The sequence below is a fragment of the Leifsonia sp. 115AMFTsu3.1 genome (assembly GCF_004362795.1).
In the GTDB taxonomy this organism is placed as follows: Bacteria; Actinomycetota; Actinomycetes; order Actinomycetales; family Microbacteriaceae; genus Leifsonia.
Genome location: NZ_SNYB01000001.1, coordinates 1,311,710 through 1,338,665, shown reverse-complemented (window position 1 = coordinate 1,338,665; position 26,956 = coordinate 1,311,710). Strand labels below are relative to the sequence as shown.

24 protein-coding genes and 1 tRNA gene are annotated in these 26,956 nt (G+C 68.9%); 4 read left to right on the top strand and 21 right to left on the bottom strand.

Features of this window, described 5'->3' with window-relative positions; genetic code table 11:
* Window positions 1-13: 13 nt before the first annotated feature.
* Complete coding sequence (locus AXZ95_RS06470; protein WP_018190207.1) at window positions 14-1,348, bottom strand: ABC transporter substrate-binding protein; 1,335 nt, start codon at window positions 1,346-1,348, stop codon at window positions 14-16.
* A 43-nt stretch (window positions 1,349-1,391) separates the two neighbouring features.
* Window positions 1,392-2,837 (bottom strand): GH32 C-terminal domain-containing protein, encoded by a 1,446-nt coding sequence (locus AXZ95_RS06465; protein ID WP_018190206.1) that lies wholly within the window; start codon window positions 2,835-2,837, stop codon window positions 1,392-1,394.
* Between the two features lie 125 nt (window positions 2,838-2,962).
* Between AXZ95_RS06465 and AXZ95_RS06460 the strand changes: the two genes are divergently transcribed.
* Window positions 2,963-3,916: a hypothetical protein gene (locus AXZ95_RS06460; RefSeq protein WP_018190205.1), complete on the top strand. Its 954-nt coding sequence runs from the start codon at window positions 2,963-2,965 to the stop codon at window positions 3,914-3,916.
* Here AXZ95_RS06460 and AXZ95_RS06455 read toward each other — a convergent pair.
* From AXZ95_RS06455 to AXZ95_RS06445, 3 genes are read right to left on the bottom strand one after another with little or no spacing between them, the layout of a single operon-like run.
* Window positions 3,913-5,109: a low temperature requirement protein A gene (locus tag AXZ95_RS06455; RefSeq protein WP_018190204.1), complete on the bottom strand. Its 1,197-nt coding sequence runs from the start codon at window positions 5,107-5,109 to the stop codon at window positions 3,913-3,915. The two genes, AXZ95_RS06460 and AXZ95_RS06455, sit on opposite strands and share 4 nt — an antisense overlap.
* On the bottom strand, window positions 5,106-5,939 hold the full coding sequence (locus tag AXZ95_RS06450) for an SDR family NAD(P)-dependent oxidoreductase (RefSeq protein ID WP_018190203.1): 834 nt from the start codon (window positions 5,937-5,939) through the stop codon (window positions 5,106-5,108). Before AXZ95_RS06450 ends, AXZ95_RS06455 begins: the two co-directional genes overlap by 4 nt.
* Complete coding sequence (locus AXZ95_RS06445; RefSeq protein WP_018190202.1) at window positions 5,936-6,715, bottom strand: SDR family oxidoreductase; 780 nt, start codon at window positions 6,713-6,715, stop codon at window positions 5,936-5,938. Before AXZ95_RS06445 ends, AXZ95_RS06450 begins: the two co-directional genes overlap by 4 nt.
* Before the next feature lie 122 nt (window positions 6,716-6,837).
* Between AXZ95_RS06445 and AXZ95_RS06440 the strand changes: the two genes are divergently transcribed.
* Window positions 6,838-7,734 (top strand): AraC family transcriptional regulator, encoded by an 897-nt coding sequence (locus tag AXZ95_RS06440; protein WP_018190201.1) that lies wholly within the window; start codon window positions 6,838-6,840, stop codon window positions 7,732-7,734.
* A gap of 406 nt (window positions 7,735-8,140) precedes the next feature.
* On the opposite strand, the gene AXZ95_RS19770 is transcribed toward AXZ95_RS06440, so the two are convergent.
* From AXZ95_RS19770 to AXZ95_RS06405, 6 genes are all read right to left on the bottom strand, one after another.
* Entirely contained in the window at window positions 8,141-8,305 is a 165-nt protein-coding gene (locus AXZ95_RS19770) for a hypothetical protein (RefSeq protein ID WP_231371067.1), read from the bottom strand.
* A gap of 258 nt (window positions 8,306-8,563) precedes the next feature.
* Window positions 8,564-9,019, bottom strand: a complete 456-nt coding sequence (locus AXZ95_RS06425) for a hypothetical protein (protein ID WP_231371068.1) — start codon at window positions 9,017-9,019, stop codon at window positions 8,564-8,566.
* A gap of 372 nt (window positions 9,020-9,391) precedes the next feature.
* Window positions 9,392-9,465 (bottom strand) — tRNA-Pro (locus AXZ95_RS06420).
* An 81-nt stretch (window positions 9,466-9,546) separates the two neighbouring features.
* On the bottom strand, window positions 9,547-9,732 hold the full coding sequence (locus AXZ95_RS06415; RefSeq protein ID WP_018190197.1) for a hypothetical protein: 186 nt from the start codon (window positions 9,730-9,732) through the stop codon (window positions 9,547-9,549).
* 198 nt (window positions 9,733-9,930) lie between these two features.
* Window positions 9,931-11,541 (bottom strand): carbohydrate-binding protein, encoded by a 1,611-nt coding sequence (locus AXZ95_RS06410; protein ID WP_018190196.1) that lies wholly within the window; start codon window positions 11,539-11,541, stop codon window positions 9,931-9,933.
* Window positions 11,541-13,982: a glycosyltransferase family 2 protein gene (locus tag AXZ95_RS06405; RefSeq protein WP_018190195.1), complete on the bottom strand. Its 2,442-nt coding sequence runs from the start codon at window positions 13,980-13,982 to the stop codon at window positions 11,541-11,543. Before AXZ95_RS06405 ends, AXZ95_RS06410 begins: the two co-directional genes overlap by 1 nt.
* Before the next feature lie 252 nt (window positions 13,983-14,234).
* Between AXZ95_RS06405 and AXZ95_RS06400 the strand changes: the two genes are divergently transcribed.
* On the top strand, window positions 14,235-16,160 hold the full coding sequence (locus tag AXZ95_RS06400; RefSeq protein ID WP_026307098.1) for a hypothetical protein: 1,926 nt from the start codon (window positions 14,235-14,237) through the stop codon (window positions 16,158-16,160).
* A 114-nt stretch (window positions 16,161-16,274) separates the two neighbouring features.
* Here AXZ95_RS06400 and der read toward each other — a convergent pair whose 3' ends face one another.
* From der to AXZ95_RS06365, 7 genes are all read right to left on the bottom strand, one after another.
* Complete coding sequence (der, locus tag AXZ95_RS06395) at window positions 16,275-17,780, bottom strand: ribosome biogenesis GTPase Der (RefSeq protein ID WP_018190194.1); 1,506 nt, start codon at window positions 17,778-17,780, stop codon at window positions 16,275-16,277.
* Window positions 17,773-18,444, bottom strand: coding sequence for a (d)CMP kinase (gene cmk / locus AXZ95_RS06390; RefSeq protein WP_018190193.1), 672 nt, complete (start codon window positions 18,442-18,444; stop codon window positions 17,773-17,775). The genes der and cmk overlap by 8 nt, the downstream gene beginning before the upstream one ends.
* Entirely contained in the window at window positions 18,441-19,529 is a 1,089-nt protein-coding gene (locus AXZ95_RS06385) for a prephenate dehydrogenase (protein ID WP_018190192.1), read from the bottom strand. The genes cmk and AXZ95_RS06385 overlap by 4 nt, the downstream gene beginning before the upstream one ends.
* A 280-nt stretch (window positions 19,530-19,809) precedes the next feature.
* Window positions 19,810-20,562 (bottom strand): pseudouridine synthase, encoded by a 753-nt coding sequence (locus AXZ95_RS06380; RefSeq protein WP_018190191.1) that lies wholly within the window; start codon window positions 20,560-20,562, stop codon window positions 19,810-19,812.
* Window positions 20,552-21,190 carry an SMC-Scp complex subunit ScpB gene (scpB, locus tag AXZ95_RS06375; RefSeq protein ID WP_018190190.1) on the bottom strand — a complete coding sequence of 213 codons (639 nt, stop codon included), beginning with the start codon at window positions 21,188-21,190 and terminating at the stop codon, window positions 20,552-20,554. Before scpB ends, AXZ95_RS06380 begins: the two co-directional genes overlap by 11 nt.
* Entirely contained in the window at window positions 21,180-22,046 is an 867-nt protein-coding gene (locus AXZ95_RS06370; RefSeq protein WP_018190189.1) for a ScpA family protein, read from the bottom strand. The genes scpB and AXZ95_RS06370 overlap by 11 nt, the downstream gene beginning before the upstream one ends.
* Window positions 22,030-22,929, bottom strand: a complete 900-nt coding sequence (locus AXZ95_RS06365; protein ID WP_018190188.1) for a ParA family protein — start codon at window positions 22,927-22,929, stop codon at window positions 22,030-22,032. Before AXZ95_RS06365 ends, AXZ95_RS06370 begins: the two co-directional genes overlap by 17 nt.
* 115 nt (window positions 22,930-23,044) lie before the next feature.
* Between AXZ95_RS06365 and AXZ95_RS06360 the strand changes: the two genes are divergently transcribed.
* A complete protein-coding gene (locus tag AXZ95_RS06360; RefSeq protein ID WP_231374420.1) occupies window positions 23,045-23,563 on the top strand; it encodes a GNAT family N-acetyltransferase in 519 nt (172 codons plus the stop codon).
* A 101-nt stretch (window positions 23,564-23,664) separates the two neighbouring features.
* Here the strand turns inward: AXZ95_RS06360 and xerD are convergent, their stop codons facing one another.
* Genes xerD through AXZ95_RS06345 form a run of 3 tightly spaced genes read right to left on the bottom strand, consistent with a single transcriptional unit; the run spans window position 23,665 to window position 26,941 of the window.
* Window positions 23,665-24,570 carry a site-specific tyrosine recombinase XerD gene (gene xerD / locus AXZ95_RS06355; protein ID WP_018190186.1) on the bottom strand — a complete coding sequence of 302 codons (906 nt, stop codon included), beginning with the start codon at window positions 24,568-24,570 and terminating at the stop codon, window positions 23,665-23,667.
* On the bottom strand, window positions 24,567-25,214 hold the full coding sequence (locus AXZ95_RS06350; RefSeq protein WP_018190185.1) for an NUDIX hydrolase: 648 nt from the start codon (window positions 25,212-25,214) through the stop codon (window positions 24,567-24,569). Before AXZ95_RS06350 ends, xerD begins: the two co-directional genes overlap by 4 nt.
* The gene (locus tag AXZ95_RS06345; RefSeq protein ID WP_081626597.1) at window positions 25,214-26,941 is read right to left on the bottom strand and encodes a CTP synthase; all 1,728 of its coding nucleotides are present in this window, start codon (window positions 26,939-26,941) and stop codon (window positions 25,214-25,216) included. Before AXZ95_RS06345 ends, AXZ95_RS06350 begins: the two co-directional genes overlap by 1 nt.
* Between the last annotated feature and the right edge of the window lie 15 nt (window positions 26,942-26,956).

Genomic DNA, 26,956 nt, shown 5'->3' with positions numbered 1-26,956 from the left:
CACCGAGCTCGGGTTACTTGAACGCTTTCGGACCGTTCTGCTGAATCGTCTGATCCATCGTGCTGATGAACTCCTCCGGCTTGATGTTCCCCTGCACGAGGAGGGTCAGCTCCTGCTGCAACCGGGTGTTGGAGGTGGGGTCGAGCTGCGTGTCCCAGGGCATGGCGATCTTGTCACCGAGATCGTTCGCCTGGTCGACCGCCTTCTTGTACAACGGGGTCGCATTGTCCGGGATGGTCGTCTCCACATTCGACGTCGGAGACAGCGCACCGGTCGCGGCGTACCGCTTCGGGTACTCGGTCAGCGCGTACTTCAGGAAGTCGCGCACGAGCGGGTCGAAAGTCTTCGCGTTCACGGCCATGCCGATGCCGGAGGGAGAGACGTACTCGTTCGCCGCGGTCACCGAGTCCTTCGTGGTCGGGAGCGTGAAGTAGTCGACGTCGGAGCGGACCGACGGGTCGAGCTTGTCGGTCGCGAGGCTGCCCAGCTCCCACGTGCCGATGTTGTACATGGCCGCCTTCCCGGAGGTGAAGAGACCCTGCGCATCCGAGTAGCCGGTGGAGGAGAACCCGTCCTCGAAGCACTTCGCCTGGCCGAGCTGGTTCAGCCAGTCGACAGCGGCGGTGCCGGTGGAGTCGCTGAGCTTGGCGTCACCCTTCTTCAGCTTGGTGATGTAGTCGGGGCCGGCGGTACGGAACGGGTGATAGGCCATGTACCGCTCCAGCGGCCACTGGTCCTGACCGTCGAGCGCGATCGGGGTGATCCCCGCCTTCCGCAGGGCGGTGCACATGGCCGGGATGTCATCCAGCGACGTCGGCACGGCCACGCCCGCCTTCTCCAGCAGCGCCTTGTTGTACCAGAAGAACTCCAGCTGGAACTCGAACGGAACCATGTACAGAGACCCGTCGTCGAAACGCTGATAGTTCAGCGCAGCCGGCCGGTAGTCGTCGTACAGGCCGAGGCTCTTCAGCAGCTTCTCCGCGTCGATCATCCTGCCCTGCTTCGCCAGCTTCGCCGCGAACGGGGTGGCGTCGGTGTCGAACAGTTCGGGAAGCTTGTTGGCTGCAGCGAGGGTCTCGTACTTCTGGATGTAGGAGGGGCGATCCGGGGTCGTGATCAGGTTCAGCGAGAAGCCGGGGTGCTTCTTCGCGTAGTCGGCTGCGATCTGCTTCATAGTGGTGATCACGCCGCCGTCGGCAGGGCGGGACAGCAGCCAGGAGATCTGTCGCGGCTTGATCTCCCCGCTGGGGTTCACGTTGCCGGCGTTGCCTCCTCCTCCGCCGCTGCAACCGGCGAGCGCGAGGGCGACCGCCGCGGTCGCGGCGATGGTCCCGAGCAGTTTCTTCATGGTGTCTCCATCTTCTTTGATTGGAATCGCTAGGCGGTTCGGGTTACTGGTGCAGGGTGTCGGCGCGCTGGTACACGTGAAGCGCCTGGAGGGTCGCGCCGCCCTCTCCGGCGAAGAATCCGAGCCGCCCGTCCGGGTGGCCGTAGATGCGGGTGCTCAGCGACACCGCCCGGTCGATGACGGCGACCAGGATGTCGTCGTCGGCGATGATCTCCACGGTGTGGCGACCGGGTTCCAGCGTGCAGGGCCGTTCCAGCTCGATTTCGAACGGGACGTCGCCGGAGATGTGCCACTGAGCATCGCCGGTCTGCTCCCGGGGCCACCGGTCGAACACGACGCGGTTCCGGCGGGGCTCCAACCGGAGGACGTAGGAGCGGTCGCCGTCCTCGGTCGCCCTCAGCAGGAAGCCCGTCTCCGTCGTGTCCGGCTCGATGTCGATCTCCGCACGAGCGTAGAAGGTGTCCGGGAGCTCATCGATGGACACCGTGTCGGCGTACCCGTCCGGTGTGGAGAAGCCGACCGGCAGCGGCTCCGGGAAACGCAGCGGAACCTCCTCATCGAAGCTGTCGACGAGCTCCCGCGGGAATCCGAAGCCCAGCGTCCCGTCACCACGTTGCGTCGCCTCGAGGATCGACATGGTGCCGGCCCACTGCCAGGGCCCGTCGTCGACGTCGCCCTCCTTGGTGGCGATCCACCCGAAGAAGAACCTGCGGCCGTCCCGTTCCGCCGTCTTCGCCGCGTAGTACGCGCGGCCGTCGATGCTGTCGTGATCGGGAACGACCCACGGGCCGTCCGGGGTCCGGGCCATCCGGTACCGGGTGGTGAACGACTCCGAGAACTCCGAGTAGACGAGGTACCACCAGTCACCCCACTGGAACACGTCAGGGCATTCGTGGGTGATGTACCGGCGCGGATCCCAGAACGGCGCTGTCGGCGTCCAGGTGTACAGGTCCGTCGATCGCAGCTCCGCGATGACGCCGCGGCGACGCTCCGCGCCGTCCGCGTGACGGGCGGCGACCAGCATCCGCCACAGCCCCTTTCCGTCATCCCAGAACACGAACGGGTCACGCCAATCAGCGGGCTCGTAGCCCGATGGAGCACCGAACGTCAGCCGGGGATGCTTCTCCCACGTCGCCATCCCATCCGAACTCGTCGCGTGGGCGACCAGCTGAAGCGGAAGCCCGTCCGCGCCCAGCCGGTGCGGGTTCTGTGCGGTGTAGAACAGGTGGACGAGCCCGTCCGGCCCCTCCACGACACTTCCCGTGTACGCGTTGAAATCGGCATCCTCGGCGCTGCCGGCCGGAAGAGCGACACCGCGGTCGCGGAAAGTCACGAGGTCGTCGGTCACGACGAGGTTCCACGGCGTCCCCGGCTTCGGCGTCTCCCGGAGCTCATGGAGGTAGTAGAGGAAGAACCTGCCGTCCTTCTCGAACGGGATGATGTCTCCTACCCAGCCGTTGGCCGGGCGGAAGAAGACGGGGCGTGGCATCGGCGTCGATGACCTTTCTGAACCCACCAGCGAGTCCTGCTAAAGCGTTTGACCAGCTCACGATAACTCAGGCTACAATCCTGGTCAAGCGTTTAAGCAGACGACGATGTCACGAAAGGTTCACGATGTTCTCTTTGCCGGACTCCTGGGTGTGGGACTTCTGGTTGGCCGACGACGGCGAGCGGCACCACCTGTTCTTCCTCTACGCATCGCGCGCGTTGAAAGATCCCGAAGCCCGCCACTATCGGGCGTCCATCGGGCATGCGGTGTCCACTGACCTGACGGACTGGACCCGTGTGGAGGACGCCCTGGTGCGATCGGACGCACCCGCGTTCGACGACCTCGCCACCTGGACGGGGTCCATCGTCCGCGGCGACGATGGCCTCTGGCGCATGTTCTACACCGGGTCGACGCTTGCACCGGATGGGGTGAAGAACATCCAGTCGATCGGCGTCGCCACCTCCGAAGACCTGCGCGACTGGACGAAATCGGCCGCGAACCCGATTCTGACCGCCGACCCGCGATGGTACGAGACCCTCTCCCCCGACTGGCACGACGAAGCGTTCCGCGACCCCTGGGTGTTCCGGGATCCCGCCGGCGAAGGGTGGCACATGCTGATCACCGCGCGCGCGAAGACCGGCGACCCGTTCAGCCGAGGGGTCGTGGGACACGCGACCTCCACGGACCTGGACCGCTGGGTTCTGCAGCCTCCGCTGACCTCCCCCGTCGACCACGGTTTCGGGCAGCTCGAGGTCACTCAGACCGAGTCGGTGGAGGGTCAGTCGGTGCTGATCTTCTCGTGTCTGGCGGAACACGCGAGCGCCGCGCGTCGCGAGCACACCGGCGGCGTGTGGGCTGCGCCGGCCGGCGGACTCGTCGGCTCGTTCGACATCGATGCCACCTACCCGATCACGGACGCGAACCTGTACAGCGGCCGTCTCGCCCGCCTCCGAGACGGCTCGTGGGCGATGCTCGCTTTCCGCCTCACAGGAGAGCACACACCCTTCGTGGGCGAGATCACGGATCCCCTGCCGGTGGCGTGGGACGGCGGCCGGCTGGTGGTGGCGACGGGACTCTAGCGCTCGCCACTCGGCGCGAGAGCCGGCAGGTTGCGCTCTGCGACGAACAACACGATGAGTACGCCCACCACGCTCGCAAGCGCGATCAGAGGGGAGAGCATGCCGAGCACGGGCGCGAGAGCGACGAAGGCCGCGGCGATCACGAGACGGACGACATTCCAGCGGCCGAGGAGGCGTCGAGCGAACGCTGCGGTCCCCGCGAGATAACAGGCGACTCCCCCGCTGAGCGCGGCGGCGCCGAACAGTCCGAAGCCCTCGTTCGACTCGGCGTGTGCCATCGCGACCTCGAGGCCGAGCGCCGCGAGCACGATGCCGCCGACCAGGGCCAGGTGGAGGTAGGTGTACGCGTCGGTGGCAGCCCGGCCGCGGTCGACGACGGGGACAGCCATGAGAGCCCGCTCGGCGTCGCCGGCGAGCCGGGTGAAGTAGGCCCACCACAGAGCGATGCAGATCAGCATCGACAACACCACGCCGAGAAGGATGGCGAGGCTGATCGGCTCGGTTGAGGCCCCTGTGCCGATGCCGAGAATGGACTCGCCGAGGGCGAGGATCACGATCAGTCCGTGTCGCTCCGTGAAATGAGCGGTGGAGCGCACCGGCCAGGCGACGCCGACGCTGGTGCGGTAGGAGACGATCGGCTCGATCACCACCGCGGCGATGGTGCACCAGATCTGCCACGGGGCACCGAGCAGGGCTCCGGCGACCAGCAGTCCTCCGGACGGAACGACGGAGAGAGTGACGGTGATCAGCGTGCGTCGGCGGAGCTCGGGGGCGGCGAGCCAGACGAAGACGATCGCGTGGGTGATCCGAGCGACGAGGTAGGCGCCGACGAACACGAGGGGGCCGAACAGGCCGTCGGGCAGGTCGTCGTAGGCCTCCAGGACGACGATGCCCGCGACGAACATCGCCGTCATGCCGATGATCATGGCCACGCGGACCACGCCTTGGTCGGCGTGGGCGATGTTCGAGAGCCACCCGTAGGCGGTCCAGGCCCACCACAGCAGGGCGAGGATGACCAGCGCCTGAAGGATGCCGAGGGCATCGTGCTGCTGCGCCATCAGGCGGCTGAGCTGAGTGAAGGCGAACACGAACGCGAGGTCGAAGAAGAGTTCGAGCGTCGTGACGCGGTCGCCCTCGCGACTGGTGACGGCTCGGATCAGCGGATCACCTGAACCCTGTTGGCGCCCTCTCATGGCGTGGCCCGGACATCGCCGCGAACGACGAAAGGCGACAGCCGCTCCCGGAACACTGAGGCGAGCCGGGCGCGGTTGCCCGGATCGAGGCTGTCAGCGCTGGGACGGACGACGTGGCCGTTCTCGAGGTAGCTGCCCGACGGAACAGCTGCGCGGCTCGCAGCGAGCACCAGCTGCGCGCCGCGCGACGCAGGGCCGCCGATGCGACCCATCATCGCGGCGCTGAGCGGGGTGTCGTTGAGCCCCGGGCACAGTGCGACGACATCGTGGGACGAGGCGGCCTCCTCCTCGGCGAGGAGCGACGACCACGTCACCATCGCCAGTTTCGCCCGCGCGTAGGCGGCGATCGGGGTGTAGTCGTGTTCCAGGTCGACGTCGTCGAAGTCGAAGTGCTCGACGCGGTGCGCCGAGGAGCCGACGTTGACGATCCGAGCGCCCTCGGCGAGTCGGGGGATGAGGAGGCGGGTGAACAGCGCCGGTGCGAGTGCGTTGACCTGCAATGTGCGTTCGAATCCGTCGGGGGTGACGATCCGCTCCGCAGCTCCAGGAACACCCGCGTCGTTGATGAGCAGATCGATCGATCGTGCCACCGTGCCGACCCGCTCCGCTGCCGAGACGACGTCGGCCAGGCGGGTGAAATCCGCCGAGATGTAGTGGACCTCGGCGTTACCCGCACGGCGGATCCGTTCGAGGGCGGGAGCGGCATCCCGCTCCGATTCGATGCCGAGCGCGATCAGGATGGTCGACATGCCGGCGAGTCGGAGGGCGGTCGCCTCGCCGATGCCGCTGGTCGCCCCGGTGAGGACGACCGTCCCGAACCCGGCGCTCACAGTGCGTACCCGCCGGTCGCCAGGATGTCTTCGCCCGTGATCCACGCCGAGTCGTCGGAGACGAGGAACGCGATGACCTTCCCGACATCGGCCGGATCGCCGATGCGGCCGAAGGCGGTCTTCGCTGCGAGCCCGTCGATCACCTCGGGGAAGCGCTCGAAGGCGTTGTCGCCGAGGCGCGTCCGGGTCGGGCCGGGGCTGATGGAGTTCACGCGGATCGACCGGCCGGCGAGTTCCTTGGCCAGGTACCGTGTGGCCGTGGTGAGACCGCCCTTCATCGCCGCGTACCCGGAGTAGCCGGGCTCGGTGTCGCCGGGGCGCACAGAGCTGCTGGAGGTGTTCACGATCGCGCCGCCGTCTTCGATCAGAGGCAGGAGGGCCTGGGTGAGGAAGTACGGACCGCGCAGGAGTACCCGGTAGTAGGCGTCGAACGCGTCCTCCGTCATCTCCTCGAAGCCCATCCCGCCGCCGAAACCGGCGTTGTTCACCAGCGCATGAATGCCATCCGCTCCCCACTCCGTTCTCACCACGCGGGTGAGCGTGTTCGCGAAGTCGGCGAAGGTGTCCGTGCGGCTGATGTCGAGCGGAAGCGCGACCGCCGTGCCTCCGTTCTCCCGGATCTCCTCGACGGTCCTCTCAGCGCCCTCTGGGCGCGCGTTGTAGGTGATGACGACGCCCATTCCGCGGGCGGCGATCTCAATGGCGGCGCCGCGCCCGATGCCGGAGCTCGCTCCGGTGATGACGACGATCTTCTGGTCGGATGTCTGTTCGCTCATGCTTCAACACAACCGTCAGCCCCCTGCGGCGAGTTAGGGGAATCCCATCGACTCCTTGCACAAAACTGTCATCTTCGACAGGAATGGATGCCTTCCTCGAGGGATGATGTTTCACTCTTCCCATGTCCTTCGATGAGTTCCGCGCCCTCGTGGCGCAACACGCCCCGGGTGGCGTCAGTCCGACGGCGATCCCCGGCGTGGTCGTGTCGCGGATGGACCACGGCGGTTCGCAGGACGAATCCACGACGGGCACGATCCTCGCCATCGTCGCGCAAGGCACCAAACGACTCTCGGTGGGAGGAACAGTCCACGACTACGGAGCCGGGCAATATCTGGTCGCCTCCGTGGACCTCCCGGTCTCCGGGCACTTCACCGACGCCACCCCCGAGCATCCCGCGTTGGGATTCGGTCTGGAGCTGCGCTCGGAAGTGATCGCCGAACTCATGCTGACCGCCTCCGCGGCAGAGTTCCCGCGGCCGTCGCGCGGGGAGTCATCCCCTCCGGCGATCGCCGTCGGAGAGACCTCGCCGCGGCTGCTGGACGCGACCATCCGCATGCTGCGACTGCTCGACCACCCCCGGGACATCCCGGTGCTCGCCCCCATGATCGAACGGGAGATCCTCTGGCTGATCATGTCGGGCGACCAGGGCGCGACCGTGCGACAGCTGGGACTCGCCGACAGCAGCCTCAGCCGCGTCCGCCACGTCGTTCGCTGGATACGGGAGCACTTCTCCGAGCCGCTCCGCGTCGACGAGCTCGCCGAACGCGCGAGGATGAGCCCCTCAGCGTTTCACCGAGCGTTCCACGCGGTCACCTCGATGAGCCCGATCCAATACCAGAAGAGCATCCGTTTGCAGGAAGCGCGGCTGCGCCTGATCGCGAACCCGGGCGACATCGGCGCGACCGCCTACGCGGTCGGATACGAGAGCCCGTCGCAGTTCAGCCGGGAGTACCGGCGCGAGTTCGGCGCGTCGCCCAGTGAAGACGCGGTCGCGCTGCGCGGGTCGGCGCGGGCGTGACCGTCTTCGGAGAGAACCTCGTCACGTAAGTGAGGTCTTACGCCTCCGACGGTCCATGGATGTAGAAGGCGATGTCATCCGCGGAGATACGTGCTCTGACGGGCGCGAGATCATCTCGGTAGACCTCTAGTTCCGCTAGCTTGCCGTTCACGACATGCAGCAAGAGATGTATGAACACCCCATCGGTATCGGCGACCTCCGCATCCGCAAAGACTCCACGGACATCGCCCAACTGCACACCCTGAGTCGGAGTCAATCGGAAACTGTCCGTACCGTGAATGCCACTCACATCAAGGTTGGGGAGCTGTGAGCTCAGCAACCGATCATCTCCCCGGAGACCTTCGACAGCCCGAGTTACGAGCTCAATCACAGTGGACCGCGAGAGGGACACGTCGACTGACACCTCCTACTTCGGCAATGATTTATCGGTCTTGTGCGCGCGGACGGCCACCACTTCACCGGTCGCAATCGCCCGACCTTCCCAGAGTGCCATGACGTCGCCTACGGAAAAGCGATCGAGCCATGCATCCGGGTCCAGCAGCGAAGCCTCCACATCGTAGGTCTGACCCAACCGCAGGACCCTTCCGCGGAGCCAAACGCGACAGTCGTACATGGTCGGGTCACCACGACCGATCGGGCAGGAGTAGTGGTCGGCATTCCCGCCTATGTCCGTCATGCGACCCCCCTCCTCGGTGCTAAGGAATCGAACCTTCATTACCAGATCGGGTAGAGCCTCGCTAGGTTTCACTCTCAGCACCAATCCACTTGGCCCTCGACCCGAGAGTCGAAGGGCGGCAAGACGCGCCTAGGCGCCCGTTTGCTGGCCGCATCAGTGGCCCCTCAATTCGTAAACGGGAGGGATCGCGCCACTTTCGATGTGAGCGAGGAAAATATCTGAGGCCTCTTGATAGGAGAAGGCTTCGCTCTGTTCGACCTGTACCTCAAAGTTCGACCACTGCACCTGTACCTTCGAGGCACTGCCCTCGCTACGCGAGCGCCTCCCGACCGTGAAGAGACGCCCGGTGCCATCGAACTGAAGTCGCACTTCAACGGTCAGCTTGTCGGCTGCGCCCGCACACTGAATAAAACTCTCCGGGAAGTAATCAGCACTCAGGTCAGCTACGCTCTTGACACCCTCGGGTAGCTTCCAGACCAGCACGGCGAACGAGTTGCTTCCGTCAAGTTGGGACAACAAAGCGGGAATCGTCTGGTTGATTGGCCGGAAGTCCTCGGTGAGGTCCATCGTTACCGCGCCGTCAAGCTCGATTCCGAACCGTTCTTGCATCTCCCTCATCGCCTACGTGGGCCGGTCGGGCCATGGTCCGCTACAACACTGCCGACGGACCCCGTCGAATGGCGTCATTCGCCGCTCGCTCTCGAACGCTATCGACTCGACGAATTGATCAACAAGCTCGCTCGCCTGCGAAGCTTTACAGAGAGCAACGACATGTTGCATTGCGTGAGAGCCATTGCCCCGTCGAGCCCTGCGTCGGGCTGCGCCCCACCCGCTCCCCCAAACGCCGGCTCTCGCTGCGCTCGGGTCGGCGCCCGGAGCCCCTCGCGCGCGGGGACCCCAATAGACAGCAGCGAGCAGTGAAAAAGCCGGTGGGCACGTCGGTCGCGAAGCGACCTCGTGCCCACCGGCTTTTTCACTGCGTCGGGCTGACAGGATTTGAACCTGCGACCCCTTGACCCCCAGTCAAGTGCGCTACCAAGCTGCGCCACAGCCCGTTGTCGCCGCCCGAGCCGAGGCTCCGCGCGGGGCAACTCGACCATCCTACCGTGTCGGAGAGGTGCCCCGCGCACGCCGGGTCAGATGTCCTTCGTCACCCAGTCCATCAGCTTCGGCGAGCCCAGGGTGCCGCCGAGGTGACAGATGACGACCACGCGGCCTGCGCGTCGAGCGGGTCGTCGGGCGACGCGGTGGCCGGAGCCGGCGTCGCGGTGGCAGTCGACGTCAAGGTCACCGTCGGTGTCGGCCCCCGCCGCGAGCGTCATCGCCTGTCTTTCGTGCCGGCAGGGATGCGGTGCGCCACCCGAAGGCACACGGATCCCCGCCGGCACTGCGCCGTCGCACCGGCCGAATGACCTGTGCGAACGGGCGCCCGGACCGCCCCGCCCCGCAGCGGGTGTCCAGGTATGAGTCGGCGACGGGGCGCGAGTGGGGGGAGTCAGCGTCCCGCCGCCGAGCTGGGTTCAGCGGCTGGAGCCGCCGATGATCTGGTCGACCTCGTCCTGGCTGAGCGGGGTCCAGGGCGACGAGTCGGGGTTTGCGCTGGCGGCCTCGGGGCTGTCGCCCTGCGTCCACCACTTAGCTTCGTAGGGTACCCCGTCGAAGAGGACGCGCTGCCCCTTGTCGTAGGCGCTGGTCCCGGCCCAGGTCGGGTACGTCCCGGCGGGCAGGGTCGGCTGCGGGATGGGCGTCTCGCCCGGGAGCACCGGGCCGACGAGCTCCCACGGCGTCTCCCACGCGTTCAGCACGGGGTTGTCGGGCACGTCGCCCTTCGTCCACCACTTCGCCTGGTACACGTTGTGGTGCCAGACGACCTTCGTGCCCTTGAGGTACGAGTTCTTCGACGCCCACACCGGGTACGGCGAGTGGGCCGGGTCGTCCGCGGTCGCCGTGGAGGTCGGCTCGGCCGTCGTGACAGCGCCCTCCCCCAGCGCGATGTGTCCGTCGAAGCCCTTCGCCAGGACGGTCGCGAACGACGTCTTGCCCTGGTCGACGCCGCTGCAGGCGTCGGAGACGACGGTCACATCCACATAGTTCGACCCACAGGTCTTGTCGCGGTTCGCCGACCACATCGACATGCGCCCCAGGCCGTTCGACACCGCCCAGCTGTTGAAGGAGGCGGCGTCCGCAAGCGTGAACACCTCGCCCTCGATGTCGTTCTGGCCGATCATCGGGGTGGCGCCGAGCTTCGCCCAGAGGCTGGGGTCGCTCTGGTGCAGCTTCGCGCGGTCGTAGAGGATGCCGAGCTGGCGCTGGGCGGCGGACACGGCGGACTCCGCGGTCTTGGCCATCGAGGTCTTCGCGTCCTTGGCGTCGCCGAAGTCCATGGTCATCACGTTGACGCCGGCGATGTCGACCTTCGCCTTCAGCATGGCGGCGATCGCATCCGTGCCGTCCGAGGTCATCCCGGTGGGCGCCACGGGCAGGGTCAGCCACACGGCGAGGCTCTTGCCCGCGGCACGGCGCTCCTGCTGCAGTGCGGCGATCGCCTCGGCGCGGCGGGCGGCGGCGTCCTTGTCGGCGAGTCCGCCGCCCTCGAGGTCGAGGTCGATCGTGCCGATCTTGTAGCGGTCGACGACGGACGCGTACGCGTTCTTCAGCGCGGACGGGTCGACGCAGTGCACAGCCAGCTCGTCGTTCCGCTGGCCGCCGAACGACACCGCGACGGTGCCGCCCTGCTGCTGGAGGCGCGCGATGCGGCGGTCAAGATCCAGGGATCCACGAGCCTGGTCGAGCGAGTAGGCACCGCCCCAGCTGGGCGCGCACGGGTCCGACGGCGACGACACGACGAACGAGAGGACGGCATCCTTCGTCGTCGTGCCGCCCAGGTTCTCGAATGCGAACCGGGGCGTCGCCGTCACATCCACGTAGGAGGCGAACCACGGCTTCGCGTCGACCGCCGCGCGGGCGCTCCACCACTGCAGGCCGACCGCGCCGGCGGACACGACGACGATGGCGACGAGGGCGGCGCCGATCACGCGCCACGGCGACAGGCGGCGGCCGCTCGCGGACTCGGGAGCCTGTGCGCGCTCGACGGCGTCCGCCGAGATCTTCTTCTGGGATGCGCGAGCCATCAGGCGGCCTGCCTCTCGCCAGAGACGGACTCGGCCGGAGCGGATCCGTTCGCGGCGGCCGCTGCCTCGGAGCCCTCGGCGCCGGACGCCTCCACCGCCTGGGCGGCAGCGCCATTCACGGGGACCTCCGAACCCTGCAGCGGCACCTCGGCGTCCTCGGTCCGCGCGTCGACGACCGCGCCCACCCGGGCGAGGTGCGGTACCTCGCCGCCCGCGTGGCCGTGGTAGAGCACGGAACGCCAGTCGATGGATGCGGTCTGCGGCGCGGCCTCCTCGGTCGAACGGCGGCGCGACTTGTCCACGTACAGCGGCTTCGTCATCCCGATCCAGATGTCGACGATGGTGTTCCAGATGCCGATGTAGGCGACGATCGCCCAGATCGCCAGGGTGGCGTTGAACGCGGCGAACGCGGCGTTGCCCCAGTTCTGCGCGTTGACATCACGCCACAGCGTGAACAGCGAGAAGGCGACGATCGCGAGCGGCGCGATCACGTACAGCAGCGGCGAGGCCGTGCGGTTCTTGACCTTCGGCGTGCGGGCGAACGGGATCTTCTTGCCGGTCAGCGACTGCTGGATCGACTTCAGCACACCGGCCAGGTTCACCGGCAGCAGGATGAGGTTGAAGCCGTAGATCCGGAAGATGTCGGTGGCCTTGTACCCGCTGTAGCGCAGGTCGGCCGCCTGGCTGATGAAGTACGGCAGCGCGGCGAGGAGCACCATCGGGCTGAGCAGCCGGCCGTCGTACGGGTACGCCAGCAGGAAGATCAGGCCGAAGCTCGCCCAGCTGATCGACGCCATGTAGTTGACGCGCAGCAGCAGCTCGATGCGCGAGACGGTCTCGCCGCGGCGCTTCCGCTCCTTCACCTGACGCCACAGCTTCGGGAGGATCAGCAGACCGCCGTTCGCCCAGCGGCGACGCTGCACGATCAGCGAACCGAAGTCCGGCGGGGTCGCGGAGTAACTGAGGCGCTCCGGGTAGTTGGACAGCGTCCAGCCGTGGGTGCCGAGGTCGATGCTCGACTCGGTGTCCTCGATGACGGTGCGGTCCTGGATGTAGCGGCGCACCTCGAAGCCGCCGACGAACTCGGTCTCGACGATGTCGTCCAGCGCGCTCTTGCGGATCACCGCGTTCGCGCCCACCCAGAACGTCGCGCCGTAGTACGACTTGCCCTGGTGCAGGATGTGCTGGATATCGGTGGTCGCACCGGCGAGACGCTCGATGCGGGTGCCGGCGCCGCGGAACGACGAGTACGGCGTCTGCGTCACAGCGACGCGGGCGTTGTCGGGCTGCTGCAGGAAGTAGGTGAGCCGGAGGCAGTACTCGCGCAGCAGGATGGAGTCGGCATCCAGGGTCAGCAGGAAGTCGCTGTCCGGGATCTCGATGTCACCGGGGCGGCGCTGACCGGCGGCGACCGGGCTGAGGATCTGTCCCTCCGGCGTCTCCTCGACGCGGTAGGTGCCGCCCATCAGGCCGATGTAGGCGTTGAGGTTCATCGCCTTGTTCGCCTCGTGCGAGAGGGACGCCCACTTCTTGCGCTCGAAGACGGCGAGGTCGGCGTCGAACGTCCACGACAGGCGACGGTACAGCTGCGCGACGCGCTTGCTGGTGAGGGAGGCGCCCTCGGCGATCGCGGCCGAGACGGCCTCGCCGGTCAGCGCCAGGTCGTCGCCGAGAGCGCGGAGCACCTGGTCGGCGAAGAAGACGTCGACGTGGTCCTCGACGGTGTGGGCGTCCGCCTGGGCGTACAGCCACTGGGCGGCCCAGCGGTAGTGATCGGCGAGCTCCCGCGCGGCCTCGTCGGTCGCGTAGACGCCGGTGTCGCCGAGCTCGTACCGCATCAGTGCGTCGGAGAACCGGAAACGGGGCTCGGCCAGCGTCGCGCTGATGTCGTGCGCGAGGTCGCGGGTCGCGTCGAGGCGCTCGCGAACATCCGGGTCGCGCGGGTCGGGGTTGTCGTCGAGGAGCAGCACGACCCGCTTGGAGGGGAACTCCTGCAGGGCGGCGGAGAGCAGCGTCATCCGCACCACCTCGGGCTCCTCCGCGTACGACGGGACGAGCACGGTGATCGACGGCTGGTTGTCGGCGAAGTGGCGGTCGAGCTCGGCACGCGGCACGCGGACGTGCTTCTGGAAGCGCTGGAGCGCTCCCTGCCGGGCCACCAGATACATGAGGGCGGAGAAGGTGAGGAAGGTGACGACGACGGTGTAGCCGATGGCCTCCATCGTGAAGCGGAAGTTCTGGCTGCCGCTGTCGATGAACTGGCGGATGATCGTGGTCACCACGTAGATCGCCCAGAAGAGGACGGTCAGCACGATGGCGACGCGGCTCCAGGTGATCTTCCGGTCGGAGGGCTTCGGGTGGACCGTCGGGAGCGGCTCTGTGCGCTTCTCGGAGCCGAGCTGGCGCTTTCGGGCAGGGGTGTATGCGGTTGTAGAACTCATGATCGGGTATGCGTCCTTCAGAAGACGGGAGCCCGGCCCTCGGGTGGGCACGGTCGGGTGGCTCCCGGTTGTCCACACTAGTGAGGACAATCCGGGGTACAAATACCCCTTTTAGGGTCGCCCCCTCTTTGGGGTGGCTTCCCTGTCTCCTTTCTCAGATCCGGCCGGTGTGTCGCGCTTGCGCTGACCGATCTCCATGCATATGCATCAAAGGTCGGGAGCGTGTCGGAGGGTGCGGTCTAGGCTGGCCGCATGCCGTCGCAGCCGTCACCGCAGCTGTGGCGGGGGCGCAGCCCGGCCGGAACTCTGCTCCTGATCGTGGGCCTGGTGGTCGGAATCCCCGTGGCCCTGCTGTTCGGGATGCTGCTCCTGGCCCTCGGTGTGCTCGGCGGTGTCCTCGCGGCGGTCGGCTGGCTGCTCTCCGTAGCGGCGGCGTGGGTCTGGTACGCGGTGCAGCGCACCCGGCGCATCCCGTATCCCTTCGGCGCACCGCCGCCCACGACCCGACGCAACCGACGCGTCGCGCTCAGTGGCCTGTACCTGTCGCTCGTGCCGCGGACCGTCGGAGGCGTCGCACGCGTCACCGGGTGGCTGCTTTCGCCGCTCGCGCTGCTGGTGTCGCTGGTCGGGCTGTTCCTCCCCCGGTGGCGGGCGAAACCCTACCTCGCGGTGTTCACGCTGCCCTCGCTGCTGCGCAAGGTGGTCAACCTCGGCCGGAGACGCGGGCTGCTGCGCGACGGCCACGACGCGGTGCTGACCGACTACGACGACTTCCTCGGGCGAGCGTTCCCGCTCATCCGTGACGTCCTCGACTGGTGGAACGACCCGCTCGCCGGCGACGACTACACACCGACGCCGGGACTGCCCGACGTGCCCGCGGGATTGCTGGGGCTGCCGCTGGGGCCCTCCCCCGATCCCCTCGGGCAGCCGGGAATCGCCGCCGGAGCCATGCGTCGCCGGTCGATCCGCTCACTGCGGGATGTGCTGCTCAGCCAGCGGGAGATCGACGACCTCTGCGACCCGGACCTCGACGACCGCGCCGACGTCGCGACCGTACGGATCGTGGAGGTGCCGCGGTCCGGGCGTTCGGGCCGGCGCTGGATCGTGCAGTTCGCGAGCACGAAGTCCTGGCATCCGCGGGCCGGCGCGGCGCCCAACGACCTCACGGCGGACCTGCTGATCGGGGCAGGCGACGAGCCGACCGTGGCGCGCGCGAGCTTGGCGGCCATGCGGGAGGCGGGCATCCGGCCGGGCGAACCCGTGCTGCTGGCCGGGTTCAGCCTGGGCGGGATGGTCGCCGCGCAGATCGCCGCCTCGGCGGTCGCCGACGGGCTCGACGTCACGCATCTGGTGGTGGCGGGCTCGCCGCTCGGGCGGATCGTCGTGCCGCCGACGGTGAGCGTGCTGGCGCTGGAGCATGTGCTCGACCCGGTTCCGCGCATCGAAGGGCGCGAGAATCCGCTTCGCGGGTCGCTCGGGGCGCCCTTCCTGACGGTGAAGGCGCGGCCGCCGCTGTCGCTCGGATTCCGCATCGGAGCGCTGCACCAGTCGACCGCCTACGCGGACACGGCGGCGATGGTGGAGGCCGACCCGCCGGATCCGTCGGTCGCCCTGCTGCTCGCCGGGCTGGCGCCGTTCTTCGGGCCGGGCCAGCGCATCCACGACCGCGCCGCCGTGCGTGCGGGCGGACTGCCGCCGCGGCCATCGGTCCCGTTCTACCTGCACAGCACGGTCGAGGAGGGCATCACGCGCGGGACGCTTCGGCAGACCGTTCGGCGACTGCCGGGCGTGATCGCGGTGGACGTCTACCAGTCGCGCAGCGGGTTCGCGACGACGATCCTGTGGAACGCCGACATGCTGGTCCGCGAGCTCGATCCGTGGCTGATCGCCGCCGGGCGCACCGCGGTGTATCGCGGGCTGCTGTCGTTGCTCGCGCGGCGGCGCGCTGTCGGCATCCACCTGCGGCTGCAGGCGCGGTCGACGCCCGGGATCACCTGGGAGGCGACAGTGCAGCGGCTCTCGGACGGGCGCTGGCGCGAGTCCATCGACATCACGGTCGACGACCGCGCCGATCCGGATGCGGTGCGCCGCCTCTTCCCGGGAGGGACCGCCCCGGTCGTGGTCGTCCACGACCCCGATGCGTTCGACCCCATCCTCGACGTGGCCCGCCAGCGCTGACGTCGCCCCTCCGCGCCGCCACTCCGCCCCACAGCCCCACCGTCGACTCCGCACAAATTGCACACCGCGGGGCGGTTTTGTGTGCAGTTTTTGCGTACTCGACGGGGGGCGGGGTCAGCGCTTGCGCTTCTCGCGGACGCGCATGTTGAGGACGATCGGGGTGCCCTCGAAGCCGTAGACCTCGCGGAGGCGGCGGATGATGTACCGCCGGTAGCCCGGGTCGAGGAACCCGGTCGTGAACACCACGAATGTCGGCGGCCGGCTCGTCGCCTGCGTGCCGAAGAGGATGCGCGGCTGCTTGCCGCCACGGACCGGGTGCGGATGCGCGGCCGTGAGCTCGGCGAGGAACGCGTTGAACTTGCCGGTCGGGATGCGGGTGTCCCACGACTCGAGCGCGAGCTCCAGCGCAGGGACGAGCTTCTCGAGGTGGCGTCCGGTGCGCGCGGAGATGTTGACCCGCGGCGCCCAGGAGACGTGCGCCAGGTCCTGCTCGATCTCCCGCTCCAGGTAGCGCCGGCGGTCGTCGTCGAGGAGGTCCCACTTGTTGAACGCGAGCACGAGCGCGCGGCCCGACTCGAGCACGAGGTCGATGATCCGGACGTCCTGCTCGCTGATCGGCTCGCTCACATCGAGCACGACCACGGCGACCTCCGCCTTCTCGAGCGCGGTGGATGTGCGGAGCGAGGCGTAGAAGTCGGCGCCCTGCTGCAGGTGCACGCGGCGGCGGATTCCGGCGGTGTCGACGAATCGCCAGATGCGGCCGCCGAGCTCGACCTGCTCGTCCACCGGGTCGCGGGTGGTGCCCGCGAGCTCGTTGACGACGACGCGCTCCTCCCCCGCGGCCTTGTTGAGCAGCGACGACTTGCCGACGTTCGGCCGGCCCAGGATCGCGACGCGGCGCGGACCGCCGACCTCCTGCTTGGCGACGGCCGACACCTCCGGCAGCGCCTTCAGGAGCTCGTCCAGCAGGTCCGCGACACCGCGGCCGTGCAGGGCGGAGACGGGATGCGGTTCGCCGAGCCCGAGCGACCACAGTTCGGTCGCGTATGGCTCTTGGCGTGCGTCGTCGACCTTGTTCGCGGCGAGGAAGACGGGCTTCTTGGTCTTGCGGAGCAGCCGGACGACGTGCTCGTCGGTCGACGTCGCGCCGACCGTCGCGTCCACGACGAAGAGCACCGCGTCTGCGAGATCGATGGCGACCTCCGCCTGCGCGGCGACCGAGGCGTCGATCCCGCGGGCGTCGGGCTCCCAGCCGCCGGTGTCCACCAGGGTGAACCGGCGACCGTTCCACTCCGCCTGGTACGAGACGCGGTCGCGCGTCACACCCGGAGTGTCCTCGACGACGGCCTCACGGCGGCCGAGGATGCGGTTGACGAGCGCGGACTTGCCGACGTTCGGCCGCCCCACGATCGCGAGCACCGGTAGTGCCGGCAGGTAGGTGATGCCGTCGACGTCCTCGCCGGCGACCTCGAGGATGTCGAGGTCGCTCTCGTCGAGCTCGTACTCCTCGAGACCGCTGCGCAGCGCGTTGGCGCGCTGGACGGCGAGTTCCTCGTCGAGCTCGGAAAGCCGGGTGACGAGGTCGTCGTCGCCGGTCGGCTCGTTTTCGATGTCAGACATGTGCTGCTTTCTGTACGACCTGGATGACCGCGTCGACGGTCTGGTCGAAGTCGAGGTCGGTGGAGTCGACGGTGGTCACACCGTCCGCGGCGTTCATGAAGTCGACGACACGGGCATCGGCCTCGTCGCGTCTCCGAAGTGCCTCGCCGACGTGGGCGGCGGAATGGCCGGCCAGCTCGGCGGAACGCCTGGCCATTCTAACGGCTTCGTCGGCGGTCAGCAGGATGCGCACCGGCGCATCCGGGCAGACGACTGTTGTGATGTCGCGACCCTCGACCACGATCCCGTCGCGGTCGGTCGTGCGGATGATGTGCCGGAACAGCCCGGTGAGGAACTCGCGCACCTCGGGGACCCGCGCGATCGCGCTGACGACGGCGGTCACCTCCGGCGTCCGGATGGCCTCCGTCACGTCGGTGTCGCCGACGAACACGTGGTACGTGTCGGGGTCGGTGCCGATCCGGTAGTCGAAGTCGGGAAGGGAGTCGATCACCGCCGCGGCGTCCGTCGGGTCGACCTGCCGCTCCACGACGTACCAGCTGAGCGCGCGGTAGGCGGCGCCGGTGTCGAGGTAGGCCCAGCCGAGCCGCTTGGCGGCCGCCTTGCTCACGCTCGACTTGCCGCTGCCGGCCGGTCCGTCGACCGCGACCACGATCGTCTCGGTCATCCGGTGATCCTCCATCCACGTTCGGTCAGGTCTTCGACGGTGCGGTGCAGCACCTCGGGTAGCACGGCGATATCGGCGAGGCCGAAGGCCGCGCCGGGCGAGTGCTCCAGGCGCAGGTCCTCCATGTTCACGCCGAGTTCGCCGAGCTCGTTCAGCAGGCGCGCCAGTTCGCCCGGGCGGTCCTCCACCATCACCACGAAGCGCGAATATTTCCGGTCCTGGCCGTGCTTGCCCGGGAGCCGGGAGACCCCGATGTTGCCGCCCGCGATCTCCTCCGCGATGGTGCGGCGGGCTCCCGCGGCGTCGACGTCGCCGAGGGCGATGAGCACGCGGTCGAGGTCGTCGCGGTAGGCACGGAGGATCTCGACGATGGCGGGCGCGTTCGCCCCGAGGATCTGGACCCACAGTTCCGGCTCGCTCGCGGCGATGCGCGTGACGTCGCGGACGCCCTGCCCCGCGAGGGCGAGGGCTGTGTCCGGTGAGTCCGCCAGGCGCTTCGCCATGAGGGAGGAGACGAGCTGGGGCGCGTGCGAGACGAGAGCGACGGCGGCGTCGTGCTCGGCCGCATCCATCTCGACCGGGGTGGCGCCGAGGTCGAGGATGAGCGCCTCCACCAGGCTCACGGCCGGTCGCGGGTTCTCAGGGCGCGCGGCGACGACCCAGGGCCGGCCGATGAACAGGTCGGCGCGCGCGGACGAGGGCCCACCGCGCTCCCGCCCGGCGAGCGGGTGGCCCCCGACGTAGCGGGCGAGGTCGACGCCGGCCTCCTGCAGTTCGGCGAGCGGAGCGACCTTCACACTGGCGACATCGGTGACGATGGCATCGGGATGCGCGGCCAGCTCTTCCGCGACGACCTTCCCGGTGAGGTCCGGCGGCACGGCGACCACGATGAGCGCAGGCTCCGCTCCTCCGTCGTCGAGCCGACCCGCCCCATAGTCCGCCGCCAGCCGCAGGTGCGCGGGCGACGCGTCGGCGAGCAGCACGTCGACGCCCCGGGCGCGCAGCCCGAGTCCGACGGATGCGCCGAGCAGCCCCGCGCCGACGACGCGGACGGGGCCGGAGAGGCGGGCGGAGATCTCAGTCACCCGTCCACCTTAGCCAGCGCGTGCCGCCCGTTTTCACACTCGACCGGTCTCGGAGGAGGCTCCGTCGATATCCGTCACGGATCCCCTCCGTTTTCGGCGTGCGCCCGGCGCGGCGCGGGAGAAGTCCTCCGTTCGCCACAGCTGAGGCGGGTACGCGCAAACGGAGGAGTCCCTGGCCGACACGCCGGCGCGCGACGACGAACGGAGGTCGTTGCGGCGCGCACGCGCCGAACCTCCTCCGTTCCCGCCGAGGCCGCCGCGGGGATGAGCGGGAGAGCGCTCAGCGGTTCTCGCGCGAGATGGTGAGCAGCTGGCCCAGTTCCGCCTTCGTGAGGTCGCGCAGCTGACCGGACTTCAGCGTGCCGAGGTGCAGCGGCCCGAACTGCCGCCGGACCAGCTCGACCACCGGGTGCCCGACCTCGGCGAGCATCCGCCGGACGATGCGGTTGCGGCCCGAATGCAGGGTGATCTCGACGAGCGAGTCGTCGCCGCGCGGGTTCGACTGCAGCAGCTTCGCCCTGTCGGCGGCGATCGGGCCGTCCTCCAGCTCGACGCCCTTCGTCAGCCGCCCGATCGTCTGCGGCGTGACGACGCCGCGCACACGAGCGATGTAGGTCTTCGTCACCCCGAACGATGGATGCGCGAGCACGTGCGCCAGTTCGCCGTCGTTGGTGAGGATGAGCAGCCCGGAGGTCTCCGCATCCAGCCGGCCGACGTTGAACAGCCGCTCCGGGTAGTCCGCCGTGAAGCGCGAGAGGTCGGGCCGGCCCTGCTCGTCGCGCATCGAGCTCACAACGCCGACCGGCTTGTTGAGCATCACGTACCGGCGGGAGGTGTCGAGCTGGACGGCCGTGCCGTCCACCGCCACCTGATCCACCTCCGGGTCGACCCGCGTTCCGAGCTCGCGGACGACCTTCCCGTTGACCGTCACGCGGCCCGCCACGATCATGTCCTCCGACACCCGGCGCGAGGCCACACCGGCGGCCGCCATCACTTTCTGCAGGCGCTCGCCCTGCATCGACTCAGCGGACATCGCCCTCGAACCCGTCCGCACCGTCCGCGAGCAGCGGCGAGATCTTGGGCAGCTCGTCGATCGAGTTGATGCCCAGCTGGCTGAGCAGCAGGTCGGTGGTGCCGTAGTTGATCGCGCCGGTCTCGCTGTCGGTGAACAGCTCGGTGATCAGGCCACGGCCGAGCAGCGTCCGCACCACGGAGTCCACGTTGACGGCTCGAATGGATGCGATGGCGCCGCGGCTGATCGGCTGCTTGTACGCGATCACCGCAAGGGTCTCCAGTGCCGCCTGCGAGAGCTTTGTCGGGTTCTGCTGCAGCACGTAGTCGGCCACGACGTGGTCGAACTCCTCGCGGACGTAGATGCGCCATCCCCCGCCCACCTCGCGCAGCTCGAAGCCGCGGCGGACACCGCCGCCCTCGCCGTCGAAGTCGGCGACAATCGTGGCGAGCGCCGCCCGGACGCGCTTCACCGGCGCTCCGACGGCCGTGGCCAGCGTGACCACACTCATCGGCTCGTCCGCGACCATGAGGATCGCCTCGAGGGCGCGCTCGATCTGCGCGTCCTCGACCGGCGCGGGCACTTCCGTGGTGTCGGTCACCTCGGTCGTCTCGGTCGCGTCCGCGACGTCCGTGTTCTCAACCGTCATAGTCGGCTCCCAGATTCGACAGGTTCTCTTCTGACCAGTGCTCGGCGGTCCACCTCAGCGTGAGCTCGCCGAGCGGCTCCAGCTGCTCGAAGGCGATCGCCGCTCGCCGGTACAGCTCGAGCACGGCGAGGAACCGCGCGACGACGACGCCCTTCTGCTCGGCGCCGGCCACCAGCTGCCGGAAGCTCATCGGCTCGCCGTGGCGCAGCATCCCGACGACCACGGCGGCCTGCTCGCGGATGCTGACGAGCGGCGCGTGCAGGTGGTCGAGCCCGACGACGGGGACCTCGCGCGGCGTCATCGCCAAGGTGGCGAGGGCCGCGAAGTCGTCGAGGCTGAGCGTCCAGACGAGCTCCGGGGTGCGCTGGCGGAACTTGTCCTCCAGGCGCACCAGCCGGGCATGACGGGCGCCCTCGGCCTCCAGCCGCTGCGCGAACCATGCGGACGCCTCCTTGAAAGCGCGGTACTGCAGTAGCCGCGCGAAGAGGAGGTCGCGGGCCTCGAGCAGGGCGACGTCCTCCGCATCCACCAGCTCGCCCTGGGGCAGCAGACCGGCCACCTTCAGGTCGAGCAGGGTCGCCGCGACCAGCAGGAACTCGCTGGCCTCGTCGAGGCTCTCGTCGGTGTCGAGCTGCCGGAGGTAGGCGATGAACTCGTCCGTCACCCGGCTGAGCGAGATCTCCGTGATGTCGAGCTCGTGCTTGGTGATCAGTGAGAGCAGCAGGTCGAACGGGCCCTCGAAGTCGCCGAGGGAGACACGGAAACCGGACGACTCCTCGGCGGGAAGGGTCGCCGCCGGTTCGGTCGCCGCCGGTTCGGTCGTCCCCGGTTCGCTCGTATCAGGCGACGGCGCCACGGAACACCAGTTCCCGCGCCAGCTGGCGGTACGCCTCCGCCGCCTGGTGCTCGGGCGCGAACTGCGTGATCGGGGTGGCCGCGACCGACGCGTCCGGGAACTTCACCGTGCGCGAGATGACCGTCTCGAGCACGCGGTCGCCGAAGGCGTCGACCACGCGTTCCAGTACCTCGCGCGAGTGCAGCGTGCGCGAGTCGTACATGGTGGCGAGGATGCCGTCCAGCTCGATCGCGGGGTTCAGCCGCTCGCGCACCTTGTCGATCGTCTCGATGAGCAGGGCGACGCCGCGGAGGGCGAAGTACTCGCACTCGAGCGGGATGAGCACGCCGTGGCTGGCGGTGAGCGCGTTGACGGTCAGGATGCCGAGCGACGGCTGGCAGTCGACCAGGATCACGTCGTAGTCGTTGGCGACCTTGCGCAGCACGCCGGCGAGGATCTGCTCGCGGGCGACCTCGTTGACGAGGTGCACCTCGGCCGCGGAGAGGTCGATGTTGGCCGGGATGATGTCGAGCCCGGGCGTCGACGTCGTCTGGATCGCTCCCTGCACGTCCGCGTTGCGGTTCAGCAGCAGGTCGTAGATGGTCGTCGCGTCGTGGGTGTGGGCGCCGAGGCCGGCGGACAGCGCACCCTGCGGGTCGAAGTCGACCGCGAGGACGCGACGGCCGTACTCGGCGAGGGAAGCGCCGAGGTTGATGCTGGTCGTCGTCTTGCCGACGCCGCCCTTCTGGTTGCAGAGGGCGATGATCTTCGCCGGACCGTGCTGCTTCAGCGGAGCGGGCACCGGGAACGCACGCTGCGGACGGCCGGTGGGTCCGGGCTTCGTGGCGATGGATGCGACATCCATGCCCGGCAGCTCGGTCTCGACCTCGTCGTTGCGCGTCACCTGGGTGTTCCTCGTCCCTCTCGTGGCCGGTCTTTCAAGGGGACAGTCTATCCGCGCCGTGCCCCGCTTGCGGGGCGCGCGCCCGGCGGTTCGGTACGCTGGCGGCGTGCAGCCGATGCCGTCCGCCCTCGAGACCCCGCGCCTGCGTCTGCGCCCGCGCGATGGGCGCGATGCCGAGTGGAACCTCGCACTGCTCGCCGAGCATCCCCTCGGCCGGGCTCCGGGCTCGGTGGAGGACGAGCGGGAGCGGCTGGATGCGCAGCGCGCGACGTTCGAGGAATCCGGCTTCGGCCTGTATGCGATCGAGCTCGCCTCGACGGGTGAGGCGGTCGGGTACTGCGGGCTCGTGGTCGGGCGGGCCAGCGCATTCCAGCCGGAGATCGCCTACGAGCTGCTGCGGGGCCATGTCGGGCACGGCTACGCGACCGAGGCCGCGGCTGCCGTCGCGGACGCGGCGTTCGACGCGGGGTTCCCGACCCTGTGGGCGACGGTGGCGACGTGGAACGCGCCCTCGTTCGGTGTGCTCGCGAAGCTCGGCTTCGCTGGGACGCGCCGCGCCGGCGGGGACGCACGCTCCGTGTTCGTGTGGCTGCGTTGCCGGGCCCCGCGCCGCCGGCATCGCACGGCTCCGTAGGCGAAGATTTGCGCCAAATCGCGGTTATCGCAGCGCCAAAACCGCGATTTGCGCCAAATCTCGCGACTCCCTACTGCGGGACGGAGGGCGGCTCGCGGGGTTCAGCGTGCGCGGGGATGGGAGGCGGTGTAGACGTCGCGGAGGGTGTCCGCGGTCACCAGCGTGTAGATCTGCGTCGTCGCGACCGAGGAGTGGCCGAGCAGCTCCTGCACGACCCGCACGTCCGCTCCCCCGGCCAGCAGGTGCGTGGCGAACGAGTGCCGCAGCGTGTGGGGCGAGATCTCCAGGTCGAGCTTCGCCCGTTCCGCGGCCGCCCGGATGATGAGCCAGACGTTCTGGCGCGACAGCCGCGCCCCGCGCATGCCGAGGAACAACGCGGGGGTCGCCCGTCCCTTCGCCGACAGCACCGGCCGGGCGCGCACCAGGTAGGCGGAGAGCGCGGCCTGGGCGTAGCCGCCCAGCGGCACGATGCGCTGCTTGCTGCCCTTGCCGGTCAGACGGACGACGTCGGTGTCGATGACGTCATCGACGTTGAGGTCGACGGCCTCGCTGACGCGGGCGCCCGTGGCGTACATCAGCTCGAGGAGCGCCTTGTCGCGGAGTGCCGCGACATCGTCGCCGTCCGTCGCTGCGAGCAGCGCGGCCACCTGGTCGACGGTGATCGCCTTCGGCAGGCGGCTGGGCAGTTTCGGCGGGCGCAGGTCGCGGGCCGCGTCGGCCTGCACGCGCCCCTCCTCGAGCAGGAACCGGTGGAACCCGCGGACCGTGGACAGCATCCGGGCGAGGGATGACGCCGTCAGCGGCGACTCCTCCCGCGTCCCGAGGTGCACGGCGAACTCGGAGAGGGTTGCCGGGGTGACGACCGACACATCCCCGATGCCCTGCTCCTCCAGCCAGGAGGCGTAGACGACCAGATCGCGGCGGTAGGCGGCTACGGTGTTCGCCGAGAGGCCGCGCTCGATGGCGACATGCCTCAGGAAGGCGTCGACATCGGCCGCGACGGTCATCTCGCGAGCTTGGGGTGGCTCGGCCAGGGCTCGTCCGCCGAGCCGAGCGTGGTCCATCCGCCGTCGCGCGCGGTGCGGGCGGCGAGCAGGGCGATGATCAGCGGAGCGTTGTGGACGCGGCGCTGCAGCACAGCCTCCACCGCCTCGTCGAGGGGCACCCAGCGCACCTCGATGTCGGCCTCCTCGGCTTCGCGGGCGAACGCGGAGCCGGTCGAGCTGACCCCGCGAGCCAGATAGATTCGCACCACCTCGTCGTTGCCGCCGGGGCTGCTGAACATGTCGGCGAGCACATTCCACTCGTCCGCCTGAAGGTCGGCTTCCTCGCTCAGCTCCCGCTTCGCTGCTGCGAGCGGACTCTCCCCGGACATGTCGAGGAGTCCGGCCGGGATCTCCCAGTCGCGATGACGCACGGGGTGCCGATACTGCCGGATCAGCAGCACACGCCCGTCGTCGTCCATGGCGAGAATGGCCACGGCCCCTGTGTGATCGACGTACTCGCGCGTGATCTCTTCGCCGTTGTAGCGGAAGACATCGCGGCGCAAATCCCACACCGCACCCTCGAAGACAATCTCGGACGAGACGATCTCCGGGCGGAAGGGCTGGTCGTTCAGCTCGGCTGCAGCGGTCTCGACATTTTCCGTCATCAGGCTTCGGCGACCATCTCGGCGTCCGCCTCGGCGACCTCGAACAGGAGGCTCGCCTTCTGGCGGTCGAGGGCGGCGCCGACGAGCCCGGCGAAGAGCGGGTGCGCGCGGTTCGGGCGCGAGCGGAGCTCGGGGTGGGCCTGCGTGCCAACGTAGAACGGGTGGACGTCGCGCGGCAGCTCGACGTACTCGACCAGGTGGCCGTCCGGCGACGTGCCGGAGAACCAGAGGCCCGCGTCGGCGATCTGCTCCCGGTAGTTGTTGTTCACCTCGTAGCGGTGGCGGTGACGCTCCGACGCCTCGTTCGAGCCGTACAGCTCGGAGACCAGGGAGCCCTCGGCGAGGTTCGCCGGGTACAGGCCCAGGCGCATCGTGCCGCCGAGGTCGCCGCCGGCGATGATGTCCACCTGCTCGGCCATGGTGGCGATCACGGGGAACTCGGTGTCCGGGTCGAACTCCGACGACGACGCGCCGCCGAGACCGGCCTCGTGCCGGGCGTACTCGATCACCATGCACTGGAGGCCCAGGCACAGGCCGAGCGCGGGGATGCCGTTCTCACGCGCGAACCGGAGAGCGCCGACTTTGCCCTCGATGCCGCGAACGCCGAAGCCGCCGGGCACGCAGATGGCGTCGACGTCCGACAGCTGCGCCGCGGCGCCCTCCGGCGTCTGGCACTCGTCGGAGGCGATCCACTTCAGCTTCACCTTGGTGCGGTGGGCGAACCCGCCGGCCCGGAGGGCCTCGGTGACCGAGAGGTAGGCGTCGGGCAGGTCGATGTACTTGCCGACCAGGCCGATGGTGACCTCGTGCTTGGGGTCGTGGACCGACTCCAGCAGGCGCGCCCAGCCGTCCCAGTCGACGTCGGCGGCCTTGTCGAGGCCGAGCTGATCGATGATGTACGCGTCGAGGCCCTGCTCGTGCAGCATGGTCGGGATGTCGTAGATGCTCGGCACGTCGACGGCGTTCACGACGGCCTGCTCATCCACGTCGCACATCAGCGCGATCTTGCGCTTGTTGCTGTCGGACACCGGGCGGTCGCTGCGCAGGACGAGCGCGTCCGGCTGGATGCCGATGGAGCGGAGGGCGGCGACCGAGTGCTGCGTCGGCTTGGTCTTCTGCTCGCCGGACGCGTTCATGAACGGCACGAGCGAGACGTGCACGAAGAAGCAGTTCTTGCGGCCGAGCTCGTGGCGCACCTGGCGGGCCGACTCGATGAACGGCTGCGACTCGATGTCGCCGACGGTGCCGCCGATCTCGGTGATGATGACGTCGGGCGCGGGCTCTCCGTCCGGTCCGGGCTGCGCCTGCAGCCGCATCCGGCGCTTGATCTCGTCGGTGATGTGCGGGATGACCTGGACGGTGTCGCCGAGGTACTCGCCGCGGCGCTCCTTCGCGATGACGTTGGAGTAGATCTGCCCGGTGGTGACGTTGGCCGACTGCCCGAGGTTGATGTCGAGGAAGCGCTCGTAGTGCCCGATGTCGAGGTCGGTCTCCGCACCGTCGTCGGTGACGAAGACCTCACCGTGCTGGAACGGGTTCATCGTCCCCGGGTCAACATTGAGATAGGGGTCGAGCTTCTGCATGACCACGCGGAGACCGCGGGCCGTCAGAAGGTTGCCGAGGGAGGCTGCCGTGAGGCCCTTCCCCAACGAAGAAACGACACCACCTGTCACGAAGATGTGCTTGGTAGTGCCGTTCGATGTGCCCGCGTCTGAATAATCCACCACGGGCTTATAGCCTAT

Excerpts from the sequence above, each read along its gene's own strand:
- AXZ95_RS06405 (WP_018190195.1), bottom strand. The coding sequence starts at position 13,982 with ATGAGTTCTACAACCGCATACACCCCTGCCCGAAAGCGCCAGCTCGGC.
- cmk (WP_018190193.1), bottom strand. The coding sequence starts at position 18,444 with ATGACCGAGACGATCGTGGTCGCGGTCGACGGACCGGCCGGCAGCGGC.
- AXZ95_RS06460 (WP_018190205.1), top strand. The coding sequence starts at position 2,963 with ATGTTCTCTTTGCCGGACTCCTGGGTGTGGGACTTCTGGTTGGCCGAC.
- AXZ95_RS06425 (WP_231371068.1), bottom strand. The coding sequence starts at position 9,019 with ATGCAAGAACGGTTCGGAATCGAGCTTGACGGCGCGGTAACGATGGAC.
- AXZ95_RS06350 (WP_018190185.1), bottom strand. The coding sequence starts at position 25,214 with ATGACGGAAAATGTCGAGACCGCTGCAGCCGAGCTGAACGACCAGCCC.
- AXZ95_RS06470 (WP_018190207.1), bottom strand. The coding sequence starts at position 1,348 with ATGAAGAAACTGCTCGGGACCATCGCCGCGACCGCGGCGGTCGCCCTC.
- AXZ95_RS06360 (WP_231374420.1), top strand. The coding sequence starts at position 23,045 with ATGCCGTCCGCCCTCGAGACCCCGCGCCTGCGTCTGCGCCCGCGCGAT.
- AXZ95_RS06465 (WP_018190206.1), bottom strand. The coding sequence starts at position 2,837 with ATGCCACGCCCCGTCTTCTTCCGCCCGGCCAACGGCTGGGTAGGAGAC.
- AXZ95_RS06415 (WP_018190197.1), bottom strand. The coding sequence starts at position 9,732 with ATGACGCTCGCGGCGGGGGCCGACACCGACGGTGACCTTGACGTCGAC.
- AXZ95_RS06445 (WP_018190202.1), bottom strand. The coding sequence starts at position 6,715 with ATGAGCGAACAGACATCCGACCAGAAGATCGTCGTCATCACCGGAGCG.
- AXZ95_RS06380 (WP_018190191.1), bottom strand. The coding sequence starts at position 20,562 with ATGTCCGCTGAGTCGATGCAGGGCGAGCGCCTGCAGAAAGTGATGGCG.
- scpB (WP_018190190.1), bottom strand. The coding sequence starts at position 21,190 with ATGACGGTTGAGAACACGGACGTCGCGGACGCGACCGAGACGACCGAG.
- der (WP_018190194.1), bottom strand. The coding sequence starts at position 17,780 with ATGTCTGACATCGAAAACGAGCCGACCGGCGACGACGACCTCGTCACC.
- xerD (WP_018190186.1), bottom strand. The coding sequence starts at position 24,570 with ATGACCGTCGCGGCCGATGTCGACGCCTTCCTGAGGCATGTCGCCATC.
- AXZ95_RS06440 (WP_018190201.1), top strand. The coding sequence starts at position 6,838 with ATGTCCTTCGATGAGTTCCGCGCCCTCGTGGCGCAACACGCCCCGGGT.
- AXZ95_RS06455 (WP_018190204.1), bottom strand. The coding sequence starts at position 5,109 with ATGAGAGGGCGCCAACAGGGTTCAGGTGATCCGCTGATCCGAGCCGTC.
- AXZ95_RS06410 (WP_018190196.1), bottom strand. The coding sequence starts at position 11,541 with ATGGCTCGCGCATCCCAGAAGAAGATCTCGGCGGACGCCGTCGAGCGC.
- AXZ95_RS06400 (WP_026307098.1), top strand. The coding sequence starts at position 14,235 with ATGCCGTCGCAGCCGTCACCGCAGCTGTGGCGGGGGCGCAGCCCGGCC.